The organism is Altererythrobacter xiamenensis (assembly GCF_900177715.1).
Taxonomy (GTDB): Bacteria; Pseudomonadota; Alphaproteobacteria; order Sphingomonadales; family Sphingomonadaceae; genus Erythrobacter; species Erythrobacter xiamenensis.
Genome location: NZ_FXWG01000001.1, coordinates 249,714 through 274,209, shown reverse-complemented (window position 1 = coordinate 274,209; position 24,496 = coordinate 249,714). Strand labels below are relative to the sequence as shown.

Below are 24,496 nucleotides of genomic sequence, written 5' to 3'. Positions count from 1 at the left end.
CATGACCGACGCCGTACCGCTCAAGCTTTTCAATTCGCTGACCCGCCAGCTCGAGACCTTCGAGCCCGTCCATCCGGGCGAGGCACGCGTCTATACCTGCGGCCCGACGGTCTATAACTATCCGCATATCGGCAACATGCGCGCCTATGTCTTTGCGGACATCCTTGGCCGGACGCTGAGCTGGAAGGGCTACGCACTCACCCACATCATCAACATCACCGATGTCGGCCACCTGACGGACGATGCCGATGCGGGCGAGGACAAGATGGAGAAAATGGCTGCGGAGAAAGCGCAGTCGATCTGGGACATCGCCAAGCATTATACCGAGGCATACTGGGCCGACGTAAAGGCGCTCAACATCCGAGAGCCGGCAAAGTGGTCGGTCGCGACGGACTACATCGACGAAATGCTGGAGTTCGCGAAGAGCATCGCGGACGAGCATTGCTACGAAATCGAGAGCGGTCTCTACTTCGATGTCTCTACCGTCGAGGATTATGGCAAGCTTGCACGGGCCGTCACCGAAGAAGGGGAAGGCCGTATCGACACGGTCGAGGGCAAGCGCAACGCCGCCGACTTCGCGATCTGGCGCAAGACGCCCCCGGGCGAATCCCGCCAGATGGAGTGGGACTCGCCTTGGGGTAAGGGCGCGCCCGGCTGGCATCTCGAATGCTCGGTCATGGGCGAGAAACTGCTCGGTTTCCCCTTCGACATCCACACCGGGGGGATCGACCACCGCGAAATCCACCATCCCAACGAGATTGCGCAGAACCAGGCGTTCTGCGGATGTGGCGGAAAATCCATGAGCTTAGACGTCGCGACCCATTCGGGCGCTAAGATCTGGATGCACAACAACTTTCTCGTCGAGCGCAGCGGCAAGATGTCCAAGAGCGCGGGCGAATTCCTGCGTCTGCAGCTGCTGATCGACAAGGGCTATCACCCGCTCGCCTACCGCATGATGTGCCTGCAGGCGCATTACCGCAGCGAGCTGGAGTTCAGCTGGGAAGGGCTGGGGGCGGCGCTCACGCGGCTCAAGCGGATGGTGATGGCGGTCGAGCGTTTGAAAGACGCTGCGGCGGGCGATCCCGCCCATCAGAAGTTCGCAGCGATCCGCGAGAAATTCGATGCTGCGATGGCGGATGATCTCAACACGCCCATCGCGCTCACGGCTTTGGAAGAGGCGCTGTCAGTCAAGAAGGTCGATGCGGGCGCGAAACGCGCGGTCGTCGAAGATATGGACTCTGTCCTCGGCCTCGGGCTTTTCGATCTGACGCGTGAAGCGCTGCGCATCCGCCCCAAGGACGCGCAGATTTCCGAGGAAGAGATCGAGGACGCGCTCGCCCGCCGCAAGGCAGCGCGGGCCGAGAAGGATTTCTCGACCAGCGACGCCATCCGTGACGAACTTATGGCGAAGGGCGTGGAGGTGATGGACGGTGATCCGCTCGGTTGGGAGTGGAAGCTCTCTTGATCTTGCCACCCGTGTAGCAACCGCTACAATAGTTGCATGTTGCAACCGATTCTCTGGCTCGTTCTCGCTGCGATCCACGCCACCCCGGCGCTCGCGTTATTCCGTCCGGCGACGCTGACAACGCTCTATCACATCGAGCCGGACAGCCCGCTTTTCCTGCTTATGCACCACCGGGCGGCGCTGTTTTTCGCGGTCTTCGTTGCCTGTGTCTGGGCGGCCATCATGCCCGAGGGGCGCCGCCTCGCCGTCCTTCTTGTCGGCATCAGCATGATAAGTTTCCTCGTGCTATACTGGAGCGCTGGAAGCCCCGCGCCGCTGAGGCGCATCGCTACGGTCGATCTCGCAGGCTTGCCGGTGCTCGCCGGGGTAGCGTGGCTGGCATTCCGGCCTTAGTAAGGTGCCATGACAACACTCGCCCTGTCCGCCCTGATCCGACCGATGGTCGAACCGCGCTTGCCCGATGGGCTCGACGTGCACTGGTTCGCCAGCCGGGAAGAGGCTCTCGAAGTCGCGCCACTCGCTGAAATCGGCTGGTTCGACTTCAACGAGAAGGAGCCGATGATCGAAACGCTCCGCGCGGCGACGAAGCTCAAATGGCTGAATTCGATCTATGCGGGGCTCGACTTCCTGCCGATGGACGTGCTGATCGAGCGCGGGATTACCGTCACCAATGGTGCGGGAATCAACGCGATCACCATCGCCGAATATGTCGTGATGGGGATGCTCAACATCGCCAAGGGCTATCGCGAGGTCGTGCGCGCGCAGGACCGCCACGAATGGCTGATGGATTCGCCTGGAAAGCGCGAGCTTGCCGGATCGAAGGCGCTGCTGCTGGGCTATGGCGCGATCGGAAAGCTGATCAAGCCGCGGCTCGAAGCGTTCGACGTCGATGTGACCGTGGTGCGGCGCAGCGGTGGGGAAGGCGTGCTGACGCCTGACGAGTGGCGCGGCAAGCTGGGCGAGTTCGACTGGGTGATCCTGGCGGTCCCGGCAACGCCCGAAACCGACGGGATGATCGGCGCGAGCGAACTTGCTGCGATGAAGTCGGATGCTGTGCTGGTGAACATCGCGCGCGGCGCGGTGATCGATCAGCCGGCTCTGGTCGAGGCGCTGGAAGCGAAGAGCATCGGCAGCGCCTTTCTCGACGTGACGACACCCGAGCCGCTGCCTGAGGATCACAGGCTGTGGTCGCTCGAAAACGCGCATATCACCATGCACCTCTCGGGCCGCGCGCAGGACAAGATGTTCAAGCGTTCGGCCGACCGCTTCCTCGAGAACCTAGATCATTATCTGAAGGGCGAGCCGGTCAGCCCGGTGTTCGATCCGAAGCTCGGGTACTAGCGGAACAGGGCAAGGGGACAGGCCGTTAAGAGGGAAAGGAGTTTCCCTCGAATGTCCAAAACCCCCAAGCTCAAAGACACCTACCCGCTCTATCTCAACAACAGGGCGGAGCAGCCCAACACCAACCTTGCGGTGACGGACAAGTTTACCGGCGAGGTCGCTTTCCGCGTCGCGCAGGCATCGCCTGAGATCATCGACGAGGCGATTGCGGGTGCAGCGCGCGCCGCAGAACCGATGGCGCGGCTGGCGGCTTATCAGCGCAAGGACGTGCTCAAGCATTGCGTGTCGCGCTTCCGCGAACGCTATGACGAGCTTGCCTATTCGCTCTGCGTCGAGGCGGGCAAACCGATCGGCGACAGCGAGGGCGAAGTCGACCGGCTGATCGACACTTTCGAGATTGCCGCCGAGGAATCGGTGCGGATGGGCGGCGAGGTCATGCCGCTCGATATCTCCGAGCGCGCAGAGGGCTATCAGGCGATCTGGAAGCGTGTCCCGGTGGGGCCGTGCAGCTTCATTTCGCCCTTCAACTTTCCGCTCAACCTCGCCGCGCACAAGATCGCGCCGGCCATCGCGGTCGGCTGCCCCTTCGTGCTCAAGCCCGCCAGCAAGACACCGCTCGGCGCGCTGATCATCGGCGAGGTGCTGGCCGAATGTGACGTGCTGCCGGAAGGCGCATTCTCCATCCTGCCGGCGAGCCGTGAGGGCGCTGACCTGTTCACGACGGACGAGCGGCTCAAGCTGCTCAGTTTCACCGGTTCGGACGAGGTCGGCTGGGCGCTCAAGGCGCGAGCGGGCAAGAAGAAGGTCACGCTCGAACTCGGCGGCAATGCGGCGGTGGTGATCGATCACGATGCCGATCTGGAAGACGCGGTAGGGCGCGTGATCAAAGGCACGTTCTACCAATCGGGCCAGAGCTGCATCAGCGTTCAGCGCATCCTGATCCACGAGGACATCTACGACACCTTCAAGGACATGCTTGTGAAACAGGCGAAGGCGCTGAAGTCGGGCGACCCGAAGGACCGCGATACGTTCATCGGCCCGATGATCGACGAAGGCGAAGCGAAGCGTCTCAAGAACTGGATCGACGAGGCGGTCGAAGGCGGCGCGGACCTGCTCTGCGGTGGTGGTCGCGACGGCCAGATGGTCGAGGCGACGCTGCTCGAGAATGTCGACAAGCGTGCGAAGATCGTCAACGAGGAAGCCTTCGGCCCCGCAGCGGTATTGATGAAGTTTTCCGACTTCGACGAGGCGCTGGCCGAGGTCAACCGCAGCGAGTTCGGCCTTCAGGCGGGCGTGTTCACGCGCGATTTCTTCAAGGTGATGAATGCCTGGGACAGGCTTGAATACGGCGGGATCTGCATCAACGAGATCCCCAGCTACCGCGTCGACAACATGCCCTATGGCGGGGTCAAGAACTCCGGTCTCGGCCGCGAGGGCATTCGCTTTGCCATGGAAGACATGACCGAGATCCGGAGTTTGATTATCAGGAGGGGGTAGGGGTCACGCGTCTTCGAGCAAGAGCAGTGTCACCGTGACGATCAGGCGGGGAGCCGGGTGCATCAGGTGATCCACTTCGCTCACAGTTGCCTCGGCCACCAGATGTCCGGGAATGGCGAACTCGTAATCGGGCAGGGCGGCGATGAAGCGCTCGCCTGCTGCCACGGCCTCTGGCCCGGCGAAGTCGAACATCAGTTCGTGCCGTGACCCTGAAAAGGTGATCGAGGCCCAGGGCTTCTCGCTATGGCTCAGCATTTGCCCCTGCGCTTCGCCAAGCATCAGCAGCGCCTCCTGCACGCGGTCACCCACGGTACGGCGAGCGCGCATGCGACGCGCCTTCGTTTCATAGGCGTCAGGATGCATGGGCGAATCCTTTCGTTTCGAAGCGCTTGGACTGGAGAGCGGCAGCGACGAGATCGGTGCGCTCGGGATGATAATTGTCCATCCATTTGCGGATACGCGCCTCCGTGCCGGGGCGCGGAATGCGGCCCATGCGCAGGTCGAGCACGAAGCGCGGGTCATGCGCGGCGAGACGGCCGAACTTTGTCGCGGGCATATCGTGCTGGCGAAGGAATTTCTCGATGGAACGGATCAGCATTGGGCTTCCCTCATGGTGGTTTCGCAGGACGAATCGAACTTTGTGTTCCTGATTCGTTCCATCCCAATTCCTACTTGTCTAGGAAAAATCCTATGCTATAGGAAATTTTAATGAGGCTTGAGGAATGAGCGATGGATGATCTGAGCGGCGAGCGCGCCAGGCTGATGGAATTGTCGCAACAGAACGGAGCGAGCCTCGCTTCGCTCTCGGCGATGATCGGGCGTAACCCCAGCTATCTTCAGCAATTTGTGCGCAAGGGAAGCCCGCGCAAGCTGGAGGAACAGGACCGAAGGAAGCTCGCCGAGTTCTTTGGTGTTCCGGAAACGGAGCTTGGCGCTTCCGAGGCCGGCATTAAGGATATTTCCTATGGTGCCGCGCCTGCTGCCACGACGTCACGGGGCCAATGGGTCGATGTGCCGCGGCTCGATGTCGGGGCCTCCGCAGGGCCGGGGGCGCTGCCCGATGCGGAGGTGCCGTTCGATGCTTTCCGCTTTTCGGCGCGCTGGCTGCGCGAGCAAGGGCTTGAGGGCGCAAAGCTTTCGGCGATCACCGTCGAGGGGGACTCGATGGAGCCATTGCTGCGCGATGGCGACGAGATCCTGGTCGACCGTGCGCCGCGTGCGTTTCGCGACGGGGTGCATGTGGTGCGCCTCGGCGACACGGTGATGGTCAAGCGCGTCGCCTCGCAAGGGGCGGGGCGCTTCGCGCTGCTCAGCCAGAACCTCGCCTACCCGCCGGTCGATGTCGCGGCGGAAGACCTCGAGATTATCGGCCGCGTGGTGTGGAAAGGCGGGCGGATTTAGCCCCAAATAGTCCCCCCACCACGACTTACGGCGGGTGTTCGCCAGCCGCGCCATTTGTAACAATGCCCGGATGGCCTTTTGGATCATCGGCGCTTTGTCTCTCCTTTTTGTCGTGACGGTAATCGTGGTGGTGTTCGTCATCGCCTGGGCACTTGCGGATTCCGAGGGGCGCGAAGAGCCGGAGAAGCGCCGTCGACGCGGCAAGCTGCGGTCATTCCTCTCGCGCTTCTGGTCCTGGGCAAACTCCGTCCCGCCGCGGCTCGAGTACCGGCGAGACAAGAAGGGCCGCTTTCGCAAAATCCGACGGGGCTGACCCTCTGTCTTGCAATCCCTGACGCCTCCGGCCACATCGCTTGTCATGACTGACACCGCCACCAAGCCAACTCCACCCATGAAGGCAGCGATCCTGCCCGTCACGCCGCTGCAGCAGAACTGCTCGCTGATCTGGTGCACGAAGACGATGCGCGGTGCGCTGACCGATCCGGGCGGCGACCTCGATAAGCTCAAGGCGGCGGTCGAGAAATCGGGGGTCACGCTCGAGAAAATCCTCATCACGCATGGGCATATGGACCACTGCGGCGAGGCGGGTGTGCTTGCCAAGGAGTTGGGCCTGCCAATCGAAGGCCCGCACGAAGACGATCGTTTCTGGATCGCGCGTCTCGATGAGGATGGCGCGAAATATGGCATGAATGCCGAAGTGTTCGAGCCCGATCGCTGGCTGAAGGACGGAGATACGGTAACCGTGGGCGAACTCACGCTCGACGTCATCCATTGCCCTGGCCACACGCCCGGCCATGTCGTGTTCTTTCACAAGCCGAGCAAGTTCGCGATCGTCGGGGACGTGCTGTTCCAGGGCTCAATTGGCCGAACGGACTTCCCGATGGGCAATCACCAGGACCTGATCGACGCGATCACCCAGAAGCTCTGGCCGCTGGGCGATGACGTGTTGTTCATTCCCGGCCACGGTCCGACCAGCACCTTCGGCCAGGAGCGCAAGACCAATGCGTTCGTGAGCGATTACGCGCTTTCCTGATTATCCCCTAAGCGCGAGGTTCGGCTCGGGACGGGTGTCCCGAGCGAAACAGATCTACATAATCCCCATACCGATCAGCGCGGCGACCACTGCGAGGCCCAGCAAGGTGAGCAGCGTCACGATCGTCCCGACCATGCGGCCCCACTGCATCCCGCCGCCTTCCATGCCGAATCCGTGGAGAATGCGGCCGATGAAGTAAGCGCCTGCGACATAGGCCAGCCACGGCGTGCCTCTGCCGGCAAGCTCGATCACTGCGATGAGGATCACCACGAAGGGTGCGCTCTCGATGAAATTCGCATGGGCGCGCATGCGGCGAATGACGCGTTCGTTCCCGCCATCGCCTACGCTCACTTTCTCCGACGTGCGGACTTGCCCCACGCGGATCATCAGCCAGATTGCGAGGATCGCGGCGGCGGCAGCCGAAGACAAGGTAACCGGCAGCAAAATGTTCATATCGAGGTCCCTCCCTGTTATGGTCCGATCTGCTATGCGGTGCCGCGATGGGTTGCAACGCATGATTTTTCCGCTATAGCGCGCGGCTTCCCGCCAGTGCCGGGTTCCAAAACGCCGCACAGTCTCTTGTGCGTCAGCGAACCTTGCCCTAGGGCGGCCCACGAAGACACGGATTTATTTGAGGAACAGGTGCCGCAATGGCTGTCCCTAAGAGAAAAGTATCGCCCCACCGCCGCGGCAATCGCCGTGCGCATGATTCGCTGAAGGTCGAGGCCTTCCACGAGTGCAACAACTGCGGTGAATTGAAGCGCCCGCACAACCTTTGCCCGCACTGCGGCTTTTATAACGGTCGTGAGGTCGTAGCGGTCGGCTTGTAAGCCGCTGCTGATTTTGCTGGAGAGACGAGCATGAGCCTGCCGCGTATCGCCATTGATGCGATGGGCGGTGATGAAGGCGTGCGTGTGATGGTCGAAGGCGCGGCCCTGGCCCGCCGTCGGCATGACCAGTTCCAGTTCCTGCTTGTCGGTGACGAGACGCAGATCAAGTCTGCGCTCGAATCGCACCCTAATATGCGGGGTGCGTCCGAAATCCTGCATTGCGAAGACGTGGTTGGCGGCGACGAGCAGCCAAGCAAGGCGCTGCGCCGCGCCAAGACCACATCGATGGGCCTCGCGGTCAACGCCGTGAAGCAGGGCAAGGCAGGTGCCGCCGTCAGTGCAGGCAATACCGGCGCGCTGATGGCGATGAGCAAGATTGCCTTGCGCACCATGCCGGGAATCGACCGGCCGGCGCTCGCCGCCGTCATGCCCACGCTCGAGGACGAAGACGTCATCATGCTCGACCTCGGTGCCAACACCGAGGCGGATGCCCGCAACCTTGTCCAATTTGCGATCATGGGCGCGGCCTATTCCCGCATCCTTCTGGGTCGGAAGCCGCGCGTACGGCTGCTCAATATCGGCACGGAAGAGAACAAGGGTTTCGACCGGCTGCGCGATGCAGCGGCCGACCTCCAGGCGGCGAAGGGTCTCGATATGCAGTTCGACGGCTACGTCGAATCGGACAAGATCAACCGCGGCGAAGTCGATGTGGTCGTGACCGACGGCTTCTCCGGCAACATCGCGTTGAAGGCGATCGAGGGGACGGCGCGCTTCGTCACCGATCTTCTGCGTAGCGCATTCACCAGTTCCTTGCGGTCGAAGATCGGCTTTCTCGTCTCTCGCCCCGCGACCGAATTGCTCAAGCACCATCTCGACCCGAACAACCACAACGGGGCGGTTTTCCTCGGCCTCAACGGCGTCGTGGTGAAGAGCCACGGCAGCGCCAACGCAGCCGGGGTCGCCAATGCGGTCGAGGTTGCGGCGCGGTTGCTCGAAGACGACATAACCAACCGCATCGCCAAGGATCTCGCCGAACTCGGCGAAGCGCGGCTGCGTGAAACCAATGGCGGCGCTGCCAGCGAAGGCACCGGCAAGTGATCCGTTCCCAGATCAAAGGCAGCGGCTCGGCGCTCCCCAAGCGTTGCGTCACCAACGAGGAGCTTGCGGCTCAGGTCGACACAAGCGACGAGTGGATTGTCGAACGCACCGGTATTCGCCAGCGCTACATCGCGGGCGAGGGCGAGACCACCGCAACGCTTGCCACCGACGCCGCACGCAAGGCTCTCGACGACGCCGGAATGGGTGCTGGCGATATCGACCTGATCGTTCTTGCCACAGCCACGCCCGACAACACCTTCCCGGCGACCGCAACAAAGGTGCAGCATGCGCTCGGTTGTCATGGCGGCATCGCGTTCGACGTCGCGGCGGTCTGCTCGGGCTTTCTCTATGCGCTCGCGACAGCCGATTCGATGTTGCGGTCTGGCATGGCGACTCGGGCGCTGGTGATCGGAGCGGAGACATTCAGCCGTATCCTCGACTGGGAAGATAGAACCACTTGCGTGCTGTTCGGCGATGGTGCGGGCGCTGTCGTTCTGGAAGCGAGCGAGTGCGGGGATAGTGATCCGGGTATCCTCGCGACGCGGCTCCATGCCGACGGTGCGCAGCATGATCTGCTCTATGTCGATGGCGGTCCTTCGACCACGCAGACCGTCGGCCATCTCAGGATGAAGGGGCGCGAAGTGTTCCGCCACGCCGTTGTCAATCTTGCCGAAGTTCTGAACGAAGTGATTGAAGATGCTGGCCTTTCGTCCGGCAATCTCGACTGGGTCGTGCCGCACCAGGCGAACAAGCGCATTCTCGATGCGACCGCCCGCAAGCTGGGAATCTCGGAAGACAAGGTGGTGGTAACGGTCGACCGGCATGCCAATACTTCGGCTGCTTCGGTGCCGCTTGCGTTCGATGTCGCGCGCAAGGACGGGCGCATCAAGCCGGGCGATCTCGTCATGTTCGAAGCGATGGGCGGCGGCTTCACATGGGGTGCCAGTCTCGTCCGCATGTGAACAATCTCAGCGAAATTCACAGGCTAAGTTGCGAAATAGTCCGGATAAGATTACAGTCGCAAGCTGAGTTAGTCGGGATCGCAACTCTAATGAGGGAGAGGGCGAATGATGCGTTCGGTGGGCACGCTGACCCGCGCTGATTTGGCAGAAACAATCAATCGCAAAATGGGTTTTTCTCGCGCGGAGTCGCTCGACATGGTCGAAGCGATTCTCGAGAAGATGTGCGACGCTCTGTCCAATGGCGAAAATGTGAAAATTTCCGGGTTCGGCAGCTTTATCCTGCGTGACAAGCGCGAACGGATCGGTCGCAATCCCAAGACCGGGGTCGAAGTTCCGATTACCCCGCGGCGCGTGATGACGTTCAGGGCAAGCCAGTTGCTCAAGGAACGCGTCATGAAGGGCGGCTGACATCATGTCCGGGTTCGACGATGGCAAGGACGCGGATGCGTTGCGAACCATCGGCGAAGTCAGTGAAGGTCTCGGCATCAAGCCGCATGTGCTGCGCTATTGGGAGCAGCAATTCTCGATGCTTCAGCCTTTGAAGCGCAGCGGAGGCAGGCGATATTATCGCCCTGCCGATGTCGAACTGGTCGAAACGATCGACCGGCTGGTCAATCAGGAAGGCTATACGCTCAAGGGCGCAAGCGCCGCGATCAAGTCCGGCAATGCCGGGCTCGATCGGCGAGGCAGTGGTGGCGATCGGCGCGCAACCGATCGGTCCGAGGGCGGAACGACGGAGACGTCCGAAGGCGCGCCAGTTCCTTCCGAAGTTCTGGACCAGCTGAAATCGATCCGTTCGCGGCTCGCGGCAATCCTCGAAGCGTAAACTTTCGCAGACAGGCGGTGAAGCGGCTCGGGCGGGGCAGATGGTCCGCCGCGCCGCATTAATGCGCGCAGCTACTCTGCCGCCATCAGTTCGGCTTCGCCCAGGTCGACGCTGACGAGGCGCGACACGCCCTTTTCCGCCATCGTCACGCCGAACAATCGGTGCATGCGGCTCATCGTGACGGCATTATGCGTGACGATCAGGTAGCGCGTGTTGGTCTCGCGGACCATTGAATCGAGCAGGTCGCAGAAGCGCTCCACATTGGCATCGTCGAGCGGCGCGTCGACCTCGTCGAGCACGCAGATCGGCGCCGGATTGGTCAGGAACAGCGCGAAGATCAGAGCGGTCGCGGTCAGCGCCTGTTCGCCGCCTGACAGCAGGCTCAGCGATTGCAGCCGCTTGCCCGGCGGCTGGGCGAAGATTTCGAGCCCTGCTTCCAGCGGGTCGTCACTGTCGATCAGCGCGAGATGCGCCTGACCGCCCTGAAACAGCCGCACGAAGAGCTTCTTGAAGTGTTCGTTGACCTCTTCGAATGCGGCGCGCAGCCGCTCGCGGCCTTCGCGATTGAGATTGCCGATCGATCCGCGCAACCGGTTGACCGCCTCGGCCAGTTCGGCCTGCTCGGTCGCGTTGGCGCCGTGCTCTTCCTCGATCTTGGCCAATTCCTCGGCCGCGACGAGGTTCACCGGCCCGATTCGCTCGCGGCTGGCGGTCAGGCGGTCCATCTCTTCGGCCTCGAGGGCGGCGGACTTAACCTCATCCGCGTCGAAGTCGAAGCGTTCGGCGAGGAGCGGCGGCGGGCACTGGAAACGCTCGCCCGAAATGCGCCCCATCTCGGCGCGACGAGCTTCCTCGTTCTCGGCACGGGCGGAAAGCCCGGCACGCGATTCGCGAGCGGTCGCCAGTCCCTCGTTCGCTTCGGCGAACGCGCGATCGGCGGCGTTCACGGCCTCCTGCGCCCCGGCCATCACTTCCTCTGCGGCGGCCAGTTCCTCGCCCAGCTTGGCGCGCATGACGTCGCCCTGTTCGATCTCCTTCATCAGACCTGCAGGCTTCGCCGCGACGACCGCGCGTTCCTGCTCGATCTCTTCGAGGCGATTGGCGGTGTCGGCCATGCGCGCGGCTGCTTCGCCCGAGCGAGCTTCCCAGCTTGATTTCTCGGCGCGCTGGGCGGCGGTGCGTTCGCGCGCCACGGCGAGGCCCTGGTCATGCGCGGCAAGCTCTGCAGCTGCCGCCTGTACGGCAGAGCGTGCGGCTTCGTTCTTTGCCTGTGCCGCTTCGAGTGTCGCACGCCCCGCATCGGGCGGGGGGAGGGCGGCTTGCTTCTCGCGCGCCGCGGCAAGTTCCGCTTCGGCTTGCACCAACTGGTCGGCAAGCTCGCGCTCGCTCTCACCCAGTTCCTCGAGCCGCGCGGCATGGCGTTCTCGCGCCGCTTCCGCCTGATCAAGCGCGCGCAGGCCCTGTCGTTCTTCGTCCGCAGCTCCTGCCAGTGCGCGTTCCTGCGCGACCAGCGACACCTGCAGGGCGCTCAGCTCTTCGCGCGCCTGTTCTTCCTTCCCGGAAGCGCTTTCGACCGCCTCGCGCAGGGCAGGCAGCTGCTTTTCAAGCTCTTCCAGGCGGTTTGCCGCTTCGAGCCGCGCCGCTTCGGCAGCGCCTTCGCCGCGTGCGACGAACCCGTCCCATCGGCGGAGATGGCCGCCAAGCGTGACCAGCCATTCGCCCGGTGCGAGCTCGCGCCCGTCGTCGCTTTCAGCGACATGGACCAGCGCGAGGCGTGCCTTCAGTTCTTCGGGGCATTGGGTGATGTGATCGAGCAGGCTGTCGGCGACTTTTGCCGGAGCATCGCTGCCGGTCCAATAGCGGCCTTCGTCACCCTCACCCGGCTTGCCGAGCGGCGATTTCGCGTCCCGTCCGAGAACCGCGGCGGCGGCGCGTTCGTAACCGGGCGCCACGCCCAGCTTGTCGAGTGCTGCGGGCTGTCCCTTGCGTTGTTCGGCCTGACGGGCGCGGGCATCGCGGTCGCGGACCAGCGCCTGATATTCGCGCTCGACCCCGGCCAGTTCAGCCTTCGCCGAGGACAGCGCCGCGGAAGCTTCGTCGCGCTCGGTCTGAAGCTGGGTTTTGCGTGCCTGCGCTTCGTCCAGTTTCGTGCGGAGCGTGGCGAGTTTTTCCCCAGCGCGCTCGACTGCGGCCTGTGCATCCTGCACCGCTTTTTCCGGATCGCCCGCTTCGCTCAATTCCGCACGCAGATTTTCCTGCCGTTCGCGCTCGCGCTTCAGGCGATCGAGCGCGCTCTGGGCCTGACCGATTTCCGCCTCAACCACGCGCCATTCGGCCTCGACGCCAGCCTGGTCGGCAGTCGCTTTGGCCAGGGCGAGTTCGGCCTGGCGGCTGGCTCGCTCGACGTTCTCGACACGTTCGGCGAGGGCCGGGCGGGCCGCTTCGTCTTTCTCCAGAGCAGCGGCGCTCGCCATTAGTTCGCGTTCGAGACGGGCCAGTGCTTCGGCGGCGTCGCGCGTCATCCGGTCGGCATCACCGCGATCTTCCTCGAGCCGCGTCTTCTGCCGTTCCAGGTCGGCTAGGCGCTGTTCGGCCGCTTCGAGCTGGCTGGTCAGCGCCGCCATACGGTGCCCATGCGCGCTGGCATCGTCACGCCGGTCGGTCAGTTCATCACGCGCTTCGGAAAGTGCAGCGGCGGCGGTATGCTGTGCCTTCTGCGCTTCGTCCGCAGCCTGCTTGGCATGTGCCACACGCTCGTCGGCAGCCTTGGCCTGCGCGCGGGCCTCGTTGGCAGCTGCCGCGGCATCGCGCCAGCGGGCGAAAACGAGCCGCGCCTCGGCCAGTTTGATCTCGTCTGAAAGCTTCTTGTAACGTTCGGCCTGCTTCGCCTGACGGCGCAGCGATGCCATCTGCGAGTCCAGTCCCGCCATCAGATCTTCGAGCCGTTCGAGGTTCTTCTCTGTCGAGCGCAACTTGCTCTCGGCATCTTTCCGGCGAACATGGAGACCGGCGATTCCGGCCGCCTCTTCGAGCATCTGGCGCCGCTCGGCGGGCTTGGCCGCGATGACCTGAGCGATCTTGCCCTGGCTCACCAGCGCCGGGCTATGCGCGCCGGTCGCTGCATCGGCAAAGGTCAGTGCGACGTCCTTCGCGCGCACATCGCGTCCGTTCACGCGATAGGCGCTGCCTGCGCCGCGCTCGATCCGGCGGGTGACTTCGAGCTCTTCGCCCTCGTCGTCCTTAGCCTGCAGCACCACTTCGGCGAAGTCGCGCGGTGGGCGCGTTTCGGTCCCGGCGAAGATGACATCTTCCATCCCGCCCGAGCGCATGGATTTGGGCGAGTTTTCGCCCATGACCCAGCGGATCGCTTCGAGAAGGTTGGATTTGCCGCAGCCATTGGGGCCGACGACACCGGTCAGCCCGCGTTCGACGCGCAATTCTGCAGGCTCGACAAAGCTCTTGAAACCACTGAGCTTGAGCCTGCTGATTTCCATCGCGTCTGCCTGCCCCCCCTCAGCCCGTTACCGGGCGCCGGCCTTTTGCAGGATCGGTTCGATTCCCGGCCACTGGTTCTCTTCCAGCTTCCTGCCATTGAGGAAGAATGTGGGCGTCGCATTCACGCCCAGTTCCTGAGCCTGCTGCTGCGAGCGCTGGGCGATCGCTTCGATATTGGCGCTGTCGGCCAGGCAAGTGCGCGCCTGATCCGAACTGAGCCCACGCGCTGCAAAATAGTCGATCAGGCCGGCTGCTTCGGCGATCTGGACGAAGCGCTGTTCCGGCGGGGCCTGCATGGCCGCTTCGAGTTGGGCGTTGTTCTGCTGCACCGTGGCGAAGATATCGTTCAGCGAACCCCACGCCTGATCGGAAAGCGGCTGCATGTTCTGCGGCTGTCCACAGCGCACCAGCGCGGCGATCGTGAGATCGAGCGGATCGCGCACGAGATTGCGCAATTCGATGCTGACGACGCCGGTCGAGACATAGTCCTTCTTCAGCACCGGTGCCCCTTCCTGAGAGAAGTTCGCGCAGGCCCCGCAGGTGTGCGAGGCATATTCGACCAGCTTGAGCGGTGCTTCCGGATTGCCGACGAGATAGCCGCCTTCTTCGGTCACGTTGACCACCTCGGTCCAGGATGTGCCGTCGGGCGCTGGAATTTCGGCGATGGGTTCGCCAGACAGCGCATCGCCGCCTTCCTCCGATGAATTGCAGGCGACAAGGCTCAGGGCGAGCGCGCCGACGAGCGAGGTCGAGAGAATGCGGCGGGTAAAGGTCATGGTCTGTCCGTCTTTTAATCGAGGAAGGGAAGGCTATACGAAGGATTCTGCGGGGTGAAGCACGCCGGGGAGCTATCCACAAGCGTGTCCACGGATGAATCCGTATCGGATCAGTGGTTATGCCCCTCGTGCGAGGACGCCTCGGGCGCCGGCTGGCCGTTGAGAACCGGCTCGAGCGCTTCCCAGCTGTGGACGCCGCCAAGCAGCTCGCCGTCGAGCACGAAGCTGGGCGTGCCGCGCAGGCCCAGACGGCGCGCATCGGCTGCCGAAGTTTCGACCAGCGCCTGCGCCTTCGCGTCATCGTTGAGGCATTTGTCGACATCGGTCACACCGTAACCGCGCGCGCCCATGATGTCGTAAAAGCCGAAATCACGCGCGATGGCGCGGCGTGCGGCCTTGCGGTCGGAATTGGTCCAGCGCGCGATCTGCGCCTGCGTGGCCGACTGCATGATCGGCAGCCACTTCGCCTGGCTGTACATGAAGGCATTGTGGTTCAGGGTGAAGCGCCGCGTGTCGCCGCAATGCGTCAGCATTGTGGCGGTGAGGTCGACGGGATCACGGATCAGGTGGCGGATCTGCAGGTTCATCTTGCCGGTGTGGACATAACCGATTTTGAGCGCACGATCGCCGCGCTGGGCAAAGGTCGCGCAGTGCGGGCAGGTGTAGCTGATATATTCGGTGAGGGTCGTTTCGGCCTTGGGGTTGCCGATGTTGTGACCCTGGTTTTCCGCAGCGACAGTGGTGTTCCAGTCCGCCTTGGTATTTCCGCCTGCCAGCACCAATGCGCCTGCCAGCAGCGCCGTCTTGATCAGTTTCACCTGTTAATCGTCCTTCTTCTCTTCCGTGCCCCCGAGGCTGCGCGCGAGCGATTCCAGCACGGTGCGCAGTTCCGGATCGCCGATATCGCGCAGGCTGTCACCCAGTTCCATCGGGATCGGCCTGAGCGAAGGCGGCGCTTTGGCGGGGGTATCAGCACGAATTGGCTTAACCTCGCCTTGCCGGATCTTGACCCGGGCCACGGCCTTGTAGCCGAAAAAGCGGTTCACCCGCTCCATGATTTCGGGGATCACCTGCTGGATCAGCGGGGCATGGGCGGGGATGACGACGAGCTGGAGTATCCCTTCCGCCTTTTCGCCGGGTGGAAAGCGGATCGCCTCCGGCATGCAGACACGGGCGTGATGCGGTCCGACGATCTCCGGCCAGCGTGTCACCACGTTGGACTGCACGAAGCCGAAGCGGCGAAATGCGGTGCGCCCGATCTGCGGCATGAGCTCGCCGATCGGTTTCGGGGCGCCGCCGCGCGGGCGGTGCCAGCTTTTTGCCTTGCCTGCTTTCTTGCCCGGCGGCGTCTTGGGTTTGTCCCGTTCCATTCGTGCCCGCGCAATGCCATAGGCGGGCCGTGACTGCCAGTGACATAACCACCGATACGAGCATTTCCCGGGCATTGCTCGACTGGTATGACCAGCATGCGCGCGATCTGCCGTGGCGTGCTCGGCCCGGTGCGCCAGCCCCTGACCCTTACCGCGTCTGGCTGTCGGAGGTGATGCTGCAGCAAACCACGGTTGCTGCGGTGAAACCCTATTTCGCGAAGTTCACCGAAACCTGGCCCACGGTCGAGGCGCTCGCCGCGGCAGAGGAGGCCAAGATAATGGCCGCCTGGGCAGGGTTGGGATATTACTCACGCGCCCGCAACCTCGTGAAATGCGCGCGCGAAGTTGCGGCACGTGGGGGCTTTCCGGACAAAGAGGCGGGGCTGCGCGAACTGCCGGGTCTCGGAGCCTATACCGCAGCCGCAATCGCCGCGATCGCTTTCGGTCAGCGCGCGGTGGTGGTCGATGCCAATGTCGAGAGAGTGGTGGCGCGGCTTTTCGCGATCGACGAACCGCTTCCCGCCACGCGCAAAACGATCCGGGCAGCTGCCGATACGATAACACCGGACGAGCGCGCTGGAGATTTCGCGCAGGCGATGATGGACCTCGGATCGAGTATCTGCACCGCGCGCGACCCGAAATGCCTGCTCTGCCCGCTGTCCGATGCCTGCGAAGGCAGGCGCAGCGGTGATCCGGCGCGGCTACCGGTCAAACCTCCGAAGAAGGCAAAGCCCGAGCGCAAGGGCCGGGCGTTCTGGATCGAGCGTGACGATCACGTGTGGATCGTCCGCCGGGAAGGGGAGGGCATGCTCGGCGGCATGGCGGCGCTGCCCGATGACGGCTGGTCTGCGCGCGAGGATGGCTCGGGCGATGCGCCGGTCGAGGGAGAATGGGCAAGCCTCGGCGCGGTGCGTCATGTCTTCACCCATGCCTCGCTCACCCTCGAAGTGCTGCGGCTGGAAAGCTCTCGGCAACCCGAGGGATCTGGCCAATGGTGGCCCATCAGCGACATCGAGAGTGCTGGCTTGCCGACGCTTTTTGCGAAGGCGGCGCGCTTGGCGCTCGCCCAGCGGGCTTAGAGGATACCGCCCCCCAGCATCAGCCGCACGACCGCGATCAGGCCGACTACGAGGCAGAAATTGCGCCCGTTGCGGCTGGACGAAAGCTGTCCGACGACTACCCCGATCGCGATCAGCGGCAGGGCGAGCCAGTTGGCCCAGCCGAGCAGCGGAATCTGCGCGGGAATGACGATGACGAGAGAGATGATGCCGATGAGAATCGAAAGTAGGTTGAGCATGTGTCTTATATAGGTAACACAGCTCAGCTATTCAAGATGTGCAATTGACGGTTCAGCATGCTTCGACCATCAAACCCGAAATTCGATTTGAGAGCAGGACCAACCATGGCATTTCGCGATTTTTCCGAACCCGTTCTTTCACGCCGCGCACTTTTCCGTTCAAGCGCATATGTCGCAGCGGGCGGCGCGCTCGCCACTCTGCCATTCGGCCGCGCGCTGCTGGCGCATGATGTCAGTTCGAACTGGCCCAACATTGCAGCTGCGGTCGAGGAATATGTCTCGAGCGGCAAGGTCGCCAACATGGTCGCAGCTTTCGGCTGGCAGAAACAGGATCCGCATACCGTCGCTCGCGGCGAAACAGCCTTCAACAGCGGCGTCGATGCCGGGCTCGATACGCTCTACCGCATCTATTCGATGACCAAGCCGATCACCGGCATGGCTGCCATGATGCTGGTCGATGAAGGCAAGCTCGGCCTCGACCAGCCGCTCGCCGATATCCTGCCCGCCTATTCCAACATGATGGTGCAGAAGACCTATGACGGTGCGATCACGCCCGACAATCTGGAGCCGGCCAAGCGCCCGATCACAATCCGCCAGTTGCTCACCCACACCGCCGGCCTCGGCTATGGCATCGTCCAGAACGGTCCGATCAAGACCGCCTACGAGCGTGCCGGGCTTGTTCCCGGCCAGGTCAGCCGCCTGCCGATCCCCGGTCTGGGACGCGGCAACCCTGTGGAGAGCCTGGAAGCCTTTGCCGACGGACTTGCCGAATTCCCGCTGGTTTACCAGCCTGGCACGAAGTGGAGCTACTCGGTCAGTCTCGACCTGCTCGGCCGCGTAATCGAAGTGGTCGAGAAGAAGCCTTTCGACCAGGTGCTGAAGGAGCGGCTGTTCGATCCCTGCGGAATGGACAGCACATATTTCCGCGTGCCGCGCAGCGAAATCGGGCGCTTCACCGACAATTACGGGATCATGGCCGGTGTTCCGCTGCCGCTCGATCCTGCGCGCAGCTCGATCTATCTCGACGATCCGGCGTTCCCCTTCGGCGGGGCGGGCCTCGTCAGCAGTCCGCGCGACTATGACCGTTTCCTCAAGATGCTGCTCGGCTTCGGCGTGATCGACGGCAAGCGCGTAATGGGCGAGCTGGCGGTGCGCGTCGGTACGTCCAACCTCCTGCCCAAGACTGCCTCGCTCGAGGGAACATGGATGGAAGGCCAGGGCTTCGGTGCTGGCGGCCGCGTCACCGGTACAGCGTTCGGCTGGGGTGGTGCGGCGGGAACCGCTGCTTTCGTCGACTATGGCAGCGGCCTGCGAGCGGGCCTCTTCACGCAATATATGCCGAGCGAGAGCTACTCGATACAGCGCGAGTTCCCGGATATCGTGCTCAAGGACCTGCAGGCGATGAACGGCGGTAATCGCTAAAGTGACTTCTGCATTCCCTATCGCATTCGCCGGATCGCCGATCGACCGGGCGGATAATCTTCGCGCCGATCCCGATGCACTCGCCGGACTGATGAACTGGAAGGCCCGGGTGCTGAAGCTCGACGGGCTGATCCCCTCGCTGGACGATCGGAACCGGCTCGAATGGGGTACCCTGGCGGACGTGTCCGAGGATGCCGAGCTGGTATTCCTTGGCCTCGATCGGAGCGATGGCGGCGAGCGCGCCTGTTTCGCCGCCGTGCCCGATCGCGGGGATGCCAGCCCGCGCATGGCGAACCCGCAGCTGTGGGCGCTGATGGCGACGCTGGAGCCGGGCGATCTCGCCACCTATGGCGGTGCGCGCAGTCTCGTCGACTGGCACGCAAGGCACCGCTTTTGCGCGCAGTGCGGGCAAGGCACAAAGGCGACCAAGGGTGGCTGGCAGCGCAATTGCGAAAGCTGTTCGACCCAGCATTTCCCGCGCACCGATCCGGTCACCATCATGCTTGTCGAGCATGAGGGACGGCTGATGCTTGGTCGCGGCAAGGGGTGGCCCGAAGGGGCGTTCTCGGCGCTCGCGGGCTTCGTCGAGCCGGGCGAGACGATTGAGGAAGCCGTTCAGCGCGAGGTTTTCGAGGAATCCGGCATCCGGGCGCGTGACGTGCAATATGTCGCCAGCCAGCCCTGGCCGTTCCCCAGCCAGCTGATGATCGGCTGCCACAGCTATACCGACAGCGACGAGCTCACCATCGACTATACCGAAATGGCCGAGGTCATTTTCTTCACGCGCGAAGAGGTGGTATCCTCGCTCGATGGCGATGGGCCATTCCGGGCACCGCCACGCCATGCGATTGCCAGCAATCTGATGCGCTGGTGGCTGGAGAAAACGAAATGAGTGAACCGCGCCGGATTACGATCGACATCTATTCGGATGTTATGTGCCCCTGGTGCCTGATCGGCTACGGGCAATTGTCGAAGGCGCTGGAGCAGCTCGACGGCGAGATCGAGGCGCAACTGCGCTGGCGGCCTTTCGAGCTCAATCCGAACATGCCCGAAGAAGGCGAAGAGCAAGCTGCCCACATCCAGCGCAAGTATCAGCGGAGCGCCGAAGAAACGGAAAACGTGCGCGGGCAGATGAAATCCGTGGCCGATAGCGCTGGGGTTTCGCTGGCCTATGAGGGGGAGGGCGAGGCCCCACCCGCGATGATGTGGAACACGCGCGACGCCCACAAGCTGCTTGCCTTCGCGCTCGAAGAAGCAGGGCCGAAGGTCCAGACCGACCTCAAGCTCGCGATGTTCCGCGCGCATTTCAACGAGCGCCGCAATGTGTCCGACCGTGAGGTGCTGCTCGATATCGCGGCCGACAACGGCATTCACCGCGAAGCTGCCAAGGCTGCGCTCGATGACGAAGCGCTCGAAGCGCGCGTCGTCGCAGAGGAGCAGCAGGCCTGGGATCTCAATATCTCGGGCGTTCCGGCGATGATCGTGGAGGGCAAGTTCCTGATCCCCGGCGCGCAGGCTCCCGAGGTTTATATCAACGCTCTACGCCGCGTAGCGGAGAAAACGGCGGCATGAGCGACTGGCTCCCCGCAAGTGCTGTCATCACCGGCGGCGCGAGCGGGATCGGTCTGGCAATCGCGCGCGAACTGGCGGCGCGCGGCACGAAGATTATGCTCGCCGATCTTCCGGGCGAGCGGCTTGATGAGGCAGCCAGATCGATCGACGGTGCAACGGCGCAGCCTTGCGACGTTTCGGATCTTTCACAGGCCGAGGCGCTGTCGGTTGCCGCCTTCGATGCGCTCGGCACAGTCGAACTCCTCCTGAACAATGCCGGCGTCGGCGGGCCGCGCGGCAAATTGTGGGAAATCGATCCCGACGTCGCGCGCGCGCACTTCGACACCAACTATTGGGGGGTGTGGAATGGCTGCAAAGCCTTCGCCCAGCGCATGGTAGAGCAGTCCGCGCCAAGCGCGATCTACAATACCGCGAGCGAGAACAGCTTTTTCTGCGCCGGGCCGCAAATGGGAACCTACATCGCGGCCAAGCATGCGGTACTCGGGCTGACAGAGAGCATCCGCGAGGATTTGCCCGAGCACGTTCATGCAGGCGCGATCATCCCAGGCTGGGTGTTCACCGACATCGGGCCGGAAAAATTCATGCATTACGGAATGGCCGCAAACGAATATGCAAGCATCGTCGTGCCGCAATTGCTGGCCCGCGAACGCTTCGTGGTCAGCCATTATTCGAATGTGCGGCGCATCAGGGAGCGGGTCGAGCCGCTGCTCGATAGTTATGAGCGCAACGCTCCGCGCGAAAAGGACGACGGCGCCTACGACGTCAGAGACGTGATAGGCGCCATGCGTCGCAGCTCGGATTAGTCTTCGCGGCTTTCCTGGATAGCCTGACGGGTTTTCGGGCCCTTCTTGGCGTCTTCCAGCGGATTGTCCGAACCGATGACCGGTTCGCGATTGTCCGGATCGGTTGCGCGGTTGAGTTCGCCGCGTTTGCCGACGCGCACGTTGACATTGCCGTCCGAGCTACCCTGTTGCGATGGCGTCGGGTTCTCGGTCATTCGGTCGATGAGGTCATTGTCGGGGTGGCGGCTTTGGCGTTCTGGCATGTGTATTCTCCTTCATTGAACCAATGAAGGGGAGCGCAGGGAAGTTCCGAAATCAGATCAGCCCGAGCTTCAGCAGCTTGCCCGCCAGCTTGCCGGGGAGGACATCGCCGATATCCTCGCCTTCCTTGAGGTCGCGTGGCGGTTCGCCCTTGAGATAGCGCCAGCCCTGATGCGCCCGCTTGGGCTTCGGGAACACCTTGATCAGCCGCGGTTCGAGCTCGATCCGCCAGCGCCCGTTGTCGGTCTGCGAGAAGCCGATGATCGGTGATCGTGCGACGAGATTGTGCTCGTGGATCCAGAACAGCGATCCACCGATACATTCCTCCCACCGCGTCGGGCGGTAGCGAGTGGTGAGGTGCGGGCTACGCCGGCCGGCATACCACTCCTCGATATCGGCAAAACTCTTCGCGCCGAAAGCGATCTTGGTGAGGTTGAGCGGCATGAGGGCCTAGATAGGGAGCCAGCCGCGCGGCTCAAGCGCACAAGGTGACCTCACATCGCGACTTCACATTGATACAAGGCCGCTCGCCACCGCCAGGCCGAGGAAGGCGAGGAAGCCCATCGAATCCGTGATCATCGTCACGAAGACGCTGCTGGCGACCGCCGGGTCCTGATTAAGGCGCTCGAAAATCACGGGGACAAGCACGCCCGCCATGCCTGCGATGATGATGTTGATCACCATGGCAACCGCGATCACCACGCCAAGCTGCGGAGCGAAGAGCAGACCGGTCGCTATTCCGATCAGCACCGCAATGGTTGCGCCATTGAGCAGCGCGACGCGCAGCTCGCGCCCGACGATCCGCCAGGTGTTGGCGCGGGTCAACTGGTTGGTCGCGATGGCGCGCACGGCGACCGCCATCGTCTGCGTGCCCGCGTTTCCGCCGATACTCGCAACGATCGGCATCAGCACGGCGAGCGCGACGAGCTTTTCGATCGCCGCGCCGAAAAAGGCGATGATCGCGCTGCCGACCACTGCGGTTCCGAGGTTGGCGATGAGCCAGCGCACGCGGCTGCCATAGGCTTCGCGGATCGGTTCGTTGATGTCGCCATCGCCCGCACCCGAAAGCAGCAGGACGTCCTCGCCCGCTTCTTCGGAGATGATGTGGACCACGTCGTCCACCGTCATCTGGCCGACCAGCCGACCGGTATCGTCGACCACGGCGGCCGAGATCAGGTCGTACTTCTGGAACATCAGCGCGACCTCTTCCTGATCGGTATCGACCGGGATCAGGGTCTGGTCGCGCTTCATCACGTCCGTCAGCGAGATATTGCGCGGCGTGGTGAGGATCCATGAAAGCGCGCAGGTGCCGACCGGATGGTGGCGTTCATCTACCACGAACACCTCGTAGAACTCGTGCGCTAGGTCAGCCTCGCTGCGCAGATAGTCGATCAGATTGCCGACGTTCATGTGCTCGGGCACCGCCACCACGTGGCGGTTCATCAGTCGCCCGGCGGTCTCTTCCGGATAGGCGAGCGCGCTTTCGATCGCCGCGCGGTCTTCCGCCTCCACTTCGGCCAGGATCGCTCGCTGGTCGCCTTCGTCGAGGTCTTCGATCAGCTGGACCGCATCGTCGGTTTCGAGCTGTTCGACAATCAGCGCGACCGCTTCTGGCGGCAGCGCCTCCATCATGTCTTCGCGGACGTGATCGTTGAGTTCGGCCACGACTTCGAAGGTCATCTGGTCGGTGATCGCGGCGGCGAGCGGCGCACGCTCGTCCCGGTCGAGCAGCTCCAGAAGGTCGGCAACGTCGGCGGCATGAAGCGGTTCGACGAGGTCATAGACCGCGTTGTTGTCGCCTTCCTCAAGCGCTTCGCGCACGGAGCGGATATATTCGGGTTTCAGGCGGTTTTCGTGGTCGTGGCGCTCATCATCGATCCGGTCGTCGGGGCGCGCGCCTTCTTCTTCCGGCGCGTCTGCCGTCAGCACATCGTCATCGAAGGGCACTTTGTCGACCATGTCTGCGGTCTAGGGCGGGGCGCATGAAAAGCAAGGTGCGGGGTGACTCCAGCGCACAAGTCTCTATACGGGCGCGCAAACCCAATCACGGAGATCTATTCATGGCCGATACCCTTACGCTTACCCTCGAATCCGGCGACGTCGTCATCAAGCTGCGCCCCGACCTGGCGCCCGGCCATGTCGAACGGATCACCGAGCTGGCGAAGGACGGCTTCTATGATGGCGTGGTGTTCCACCGCGTGATCCCCGGCTTCATGGCGCAGGGCGGCGACCCGACGGGTACCGGCATGGGCGGCAGCGACAAGCCCGACCTCAAGGCGGAGTTCAACAGCGAGCCGCATGTTCGCGGCACCTGCTCGATGGCCCGGACCCAGGTGCCCGACAGCGCCAACAGCCAGTTCTTCATCTGCTTCGACGATGCCCATTTCCTCGACGGGCAGTACACCGTCTGGGGCCAGGTCGAGAGCGGCATGGAACACATCGACGCACTGCCGACCGGCGAGCCGCCGGCAAATCCGGGCAAGATCGTGAAGGCGACTGTTGGCTAAGCTTCGCAAAGCGTTTGCATTGATGGCCAGCGCGGCTTCGGTCGCGCTGGCCTCTTGCGGTCAGGGGAAGCCGAAAATTCCTGAAATAGGTGAGGATCTTACCCAGTCTGCGCTTGAAGGACAGGAAGCGTTTGACGAGCGGATCAAGGACCGGTTTGCCATTGGTTCACCCGTAGATTTGATGGTCTCAGAGCTCCGTAAGCAAGGCTTTGAAGAGAGTACGTTTGAGAAAGAGAAGTTTCGAACGCTCGACTATCGGAACGACCGATTTCCCGTTCATACGCTTTGGTCGGTTCGGTGGCGTGAGGAGCAGGGCAAGATAACCGAGATTTGGGGTGTCTTCGGCCATACTGGTCCGTGACGCTTCGGATTGAAATGTTGGACTGTGAAAGCCAAACGCGCCGCTAGTCATGAAATCTATCGATCCCCCCAAGACCTTTCGCGTCAGGAGCATCGACCAGCAACTTGCGACGCAGGGTGACTCCGTGAAGGCGACGGTCTCCTGAACCAGCGTCTCGCGGCCAGAAGTTCGACTATTCTCGGCTCTTTTCTGCCGCTTGC

30 protein-coding genes are annotated in these 24,496 nt (G+C 63.1%); 19 read left to right on the top strand and 11 right to left on the bottom strand.

The features are described from left to right. Position 1 precedes the first annotated feature (1 nt). Genes cysS through CCE89_RS01410 form a run of 4 tightly spaced genes read left to right on the top strand, consistent with a single transcriptional unit; the run spans position 2 to position 4,303 of the window. Positions 2-1,465: a cysteine--tRNA ligase gene (cysS, locus tag CCE89_RS01425; RefSeq protein WP_086436260.1), complete on the top strand. Its 1,464-nt coding sequence runs from the start codon at positions 2-4 to the stop codon at positions 1,463-1,465. A gap of 36 nt (positions 1,466-1,501) precedes the next feature. Further along, entirely contained in the window at positions 1,502-1,858 is a 357-nt protein-coding gene (locus tag CCE89_RS01420; RefSeq protein WP_086436259.1) for a hypothetical protein, read from the top strand. 9 nt (positions 1,859-1,867) lie between these two features. Then, complete coding sequence (locus tag CCE89_RS01415) at positions 1,868-2,806, top strand: D-2-hydroxyacid dehydrogenase (RefSeq protein ID WP_086436258.1); 939 nt, start codon at positions 1,868-1,870, stop codon at positions 2,804-2,806. Between the two features lie 51 nt (positions 2,807-2,857). After that, on the top strand, positions 2,858-4,303 hold the full coding sequence (locus CCE89_RS01410; RefSeq protein ID WP_086436257.1) for an aldehyde dehydrogenase family protein: 1,446 nt from the start codon (positions 2,858-2,860) through the stop codon (positions 4,301-4,303). A 3-nt stretch (positions 4,304-4,306) separates the two neighbouring features. Here CCE89_RS01410 and CCE89_RS01405 read toward each other — a convergent pair whose 3' ends face one another. Both CCE89_RS01405 and CCE89_RS01400 read right to left on the bottom strand, forming a co-directional pair. Beyond that, complete coding sequence (locus CCE89_RS01405; RefSeq protein ID WP_234989878.1) at positions 4,307-4,666, bottom strand: hypothetical protein; 360 nt, start codon at positions 4,664-4,666, stop codon at positions 4,307-4,309. After that, the gene (locus tag CCE89_RS01400; protein WP_086436256.1) at positions 4,656-4,901 is read right to left on the bottom strand and encodes a hypothetical protein; all 246 of its coding nucleotides are present in this window, start codon (positions 4,899-4,901) and stop codon (positions 4,656-4,658) included. The genes CCE89_RS01405 and CCE89_RS01400 overlap by 11 nt, the downstream gene beginning before the upstream one ends. Positions 4,902-5,032: 131 nt before the next feature. Here CCE89_RS01400 and CCE89_RS01395 point away from each other — a divergent pair, with 131 nt between their 5' ends. The 3 genes from CCE89_RS01395 (at position 5,033) to CCE89_RS01385 (ending at position 6,737) form a co-directional block, all read left to right on the top strand. Beyond that, a complete protein-coding gene (locus tag CCE89_RS01395) occupies positions 5,033-5,704 on the top strand; it encodes a S24 family peptidase (protein WP_086436255.1) in 672 nt (223 codons plus the stop codon). Positions 5,705-5,738: 34 nt separating this feature from the next. After that, the gene (locus CCE89_RS01390) at positions 5,739-6,017 is read left to right on the top strand and encodes a hypothetical protein (protein ID WP_143255931.1); all 279 of its coding nucleotides are present in this window, start codon (positions 5,739-5,741) and stop codon (positions 6,015-6,017) included. A gap of 78 nt (positions 6,018-6,095) precedes the next feature. Beyond that, complete coding sequence (locus CCE89_RS01385) at positions 6,096-6,737, top strand: MBL fold metallo-hydrolase (RefSeq protein ID WP_086436253.1); 642 nt, start codon at positions 6,096-6,098, stop codon at positions 6,735-6,737. 54 nt (positions 6,738-6,791) lie between these two features. Here the strand turns inward: CCE89_RS01385 and CCE89_RS01380 are convergent, their stop codons facing one another. Then, positions 6,792-7,190 carry an MAPEG family protein gene (locus tag CCE89_RS01380; protein ID WP_200810270.1) on the bottom strand — a complete coding sequence of 133 codons (399 nt, stop codon included), beginning with the start codon at positions 7,188-7,190 and terminating at the stop codon, positions 6,792-6,794. A gap of 197 nt (positions 7,191-7,387) precedes the next feature. On the opposite strand from CCE89_RS01380, the gene rpmF reads away from it, so the two are divergent. The 5 genes from rpmF (at position 7,388) to CCE89_RS01355 (ending at position 10,453) form a co-directional block, all read left to right on the top strand. Further along, positions 7,388-7,567 carry a 50S ribosomal protein L32 gene (gene rpmF / locus CCE89_RS01375; protein WP_086436252.1) on the top strand — a complete coding sequence of 60 codons (180 nt, stop codon included), beginning with the start codon at positions 7,388-7,390 and terminating at the stop codon, positions 7,565-7,567. 30 nt (positions 7,568-7,597) lie between these two features. Further along, positions 7,598-8,665, top strand: a complete 1,068-nt coding sequence (plsX, locus tag CCE89_RS01370) for a phosphate acyltransferase PlsX (RefSeq protein WP_086436251.1) — start codon at positions 7,598-7,600, stop codon at positions 8,663-8,665. Then, a complete protein-coding gene (locus CCE89_RS01365) occupies positions 8,662-9,627 on the top strand; it encodes a beta-ketoacyl-ACP synthase III (protein WP_086436250.1) in 966 nt (321 codons plus the stop codon). The genes plsX and CCE89_RS01365 overlap by 4 nt, the downstream gene beginning before the upstream one ends. A 105-nt stretch (positions 9,628-9,732) precedes the next feature. Continuing rightward, complete coding sequence (locus CCE89_RS01360) at positions 9,733-10,035, top strand: integration host factor subunit alpha (RefSeq protein WP_200810269.1); 303 nt, start codon at positions 9,733-9,735, stop codon at positions 10,033-10,035. Positions 10,036-10,039: 4 nt separating this feature from the next. Then, positions 10,040-10,453, top strand: coding sequence for a MerR family transcriptional regulator (locus tag CCE89_RS01355; protein WP_086436249.1), 414 nt, complete (start codon positions 10,040-10,042; stop codon positions 10,451-10,453). A gap of 71 nt (positions 10,454-10,524) precedes the next feature. On the opposite strand, the gene CCE89_RS01350 is transcribed toward CCE89_RS01355, so the two are convergent. From CCE89_RS01350 to CCE89_RS01335, 4 genes are all read right to left on the bottom strand, one after another. Beyond that, positions 10,525-13,947, bottom strand: coding sequence for a chromosome segregation SMC family protein (locus tag CCE89_RS01350; protein WP_086436248.1), 3,423 nt, complete (start codon positions 13,945-13,947; stop codon positions 10,525-10,527). A 27-nt stretch (positions 13,948-13,974) separates the two neighbouring features. After that, the gene (locus tag CCE89_RS01345; RefSeq protein WP_086436247.1) at positions 13,975-14,724 is read right to left on the bottom strand and encodes a thioredoxin domain-containing protein; all 750 of its coding nucleotides are present in this window, start codon (positions 14,722-14,724) and stop codon (positions 13,975-13,977) included. Between the two features lie 110 nt (positions 14,725-14,834). After that, a complete protein-coding gene (locus CCE89_RS01340; RefSeq protein ID WP_086436246.1) occupies positions 14,835-15,542 on the bottom strand; it encodes a DsbA family protein in 708 nt (235 codons plus the stop codon). Positions 15,543-15,545: 3 nt separating this feature from the next. Further along, positions 15,546-16,094, bottom strand: coding sequence for a DUF721 domain-containing protein (locus CCE89_RS01335; protein WP_086436245.1), 549 nt, complete (start codon positions 16,092-16,094; stop codon positions 15,546-15,548). A gap of 29 nt (positions 16,095-16,123) precedes the next feature. Here CCE89_RS01335 and mutY point away from each other — a divergent pair, with 29 nt between their 5' ends. Next, positions 16,124-17,173 carry an A/G-specific adenine glycosylase gene (mutY, locus tag CCE89_RS01330; protein WP_234989877.1) on the top strand — a complete coding sequence of 350 codons (1,050 nt, stop codon included), beginning with the start codon at positions 16,124-16,126 and terminating at the stop codon, positions 17,171-17,173. On the opposite strand, the gene CCE89_RS01325 is transcribed toward mutY, so the two are convergent. Next, positions 17,170-17,391, bottom strand: coding sequence for a hypothetical protein (locus CCE89_RS01325; RefSeq protein WP_086436243.1), 222 nt, complete (start codon positions 17,389-17,391; stop codon positions 17,170-17,172). The genes mutY and CCE89_RS01325 overlap by 4 nt on opposite strands. Positions 17,392-17,496: 105 nt before the next feature. On the opposite strand from CCE89_RS01325, the gene CCE89_RS01320 reads away from it, so the two are divergent. The 4 genes from CCE89_RS01320 to CCE89_RS01305 all read left to right on the top strand — a co-directional run bounded on the left by CCE89_RS01320 (position 17,497) and on the right by CCE89_RS01305 (position 21,188). Continuing rightward, the gene (locus CCE89_RS01320) at positions 17,497-18,813 is read left to right on the top strand and encodes a serine hydrolase domain-containing protein (RefSeq protein ID WP_086436242.1); all 1,317 of its coding nucleotides are present in this window, start codon (positions 17,497-17,499) and stop codon (positions 18,811-18,813) included. Between the two features lie 91 nt (positions 18,814-18,904). Beyond that, positions 18,905-19,705 carry an NAD(+) diphosphatase gene (nudC, locus tag CCE89_RS01315; protein WP_234989947.1) on the top strand — a complete coding sequence of 267 codons (801 nt, stop codon included), beginning with the start codon at positions 18,905-18,907 and terminating at the stop codon, positions 19,703-19,705. Beyond that, positions 19,702-20,385, top strand: coding sequence for a DsbA family oxidoreductase (locus tag CCE89_RS01310; RefSeq protein ID WP_086436240.1), 684 nt, complete (start codon positions 19,702-19,704; stop codon positions 20,383-20,385). The genes nudC and CCE89_RS01310 overlap by 4 nt, the downstream gene beginning before the upstream one ends. Beyond that, the gene (locus CCE89_RS01305; RefSeq protein ID WP_086436239.1) at positions 20,382-21,188 is read left to right on the top strand and encodes an SDR family NAD(P)-dependent oxidoreductase; all 807 of its coding nucleotides are present in this window, start codon (positions 20,382-20,384) and stop codon (positions 21,186-21,188) included. The genes CCE89_RS01310 and CCE89_RS01305 overlap by 4 nt, the downstream gene beginning before the upstream one ends. Here CCE89_RS01305 and CCE89_RS01300 read toward each other — a convergent pair. The 3 genes from CCE89_RS01300 to mgtE all read right to left on the bottom strand — a co-directional run bounded on the left by CCE89_RS01300 (position 21,185) and on the right by mgtE (position 23,387). Next, the gene (locus CCE89_RS01300; RefSeq protein WP_086436238.1) at positions 21,185-21,430 is read right to left on the bottom strand and encodes a hypothetical protein; all 246 of its coding nucleotides are present in this window, start codon (positions 21,428-21,430) and stop codon (positions 21,185-21,187) included. The two genes, CCE89_RS01305 and CCE89_RS01300, sit on opposite strands and share 4 nt — an antisense overlap. Before the next feature lie 52 nt (positions 21,431-21,482). Beyond that, entirely contained in the window at positions 21,483-21,872 is a 390-nt protein-coding gene (locus CCE89_RS01295; RefSeq protein WP_086436237.1) for a DUF1489 family protein, read from the bottom strand. A 63-nt stretch (positions 21,873-21,935) separates the two neighbouring features. Beyond that, positions 21,936-23,387 (bottom strand): magnesium transporter, encoded by a 1,452-nt coding sequence (mgtE, locus tag CCE89_RS01290; protein WP_086436236.1) that lies wholly within the window; start codon positions 23,385-23,387, stop codon positions 21,936-21,938. 101 nt (positions 23,388-23,488) lie between these two features. Here mgtE and CCE89_RS01285 point away from each other — a divergent pair, with 101 nt between their 5' ends. After that, the gene (locus CCE89_RS01285; RefSeq protein WP_086436235.1) at positions 23,489-23,935 is read left to right on the top strand and encodes a peptidylprolyl isomerase; all 447 of its coding nucleotides are present in this window, start codon (positions 23,489-23,491) and stop codon (positions 23,933-23,935) included. Then, positions 23,928-24,296: a hypothetical protein gene (locus CCE89_RS01280; RefSeq protein ID WP_143255930.1), complete on the top strand. Its 369-nt coding sequence runs from the start codon at positions 23,928-23,930 to the stop codon at positions 24,294-24,296. Before CCE89_RS01285 ends, CCE89_RS01280 begins: the two co-directional genes overlap by 8 nt. Positions 24,297-24,496 lie beyond the last annotated feature (200 nt).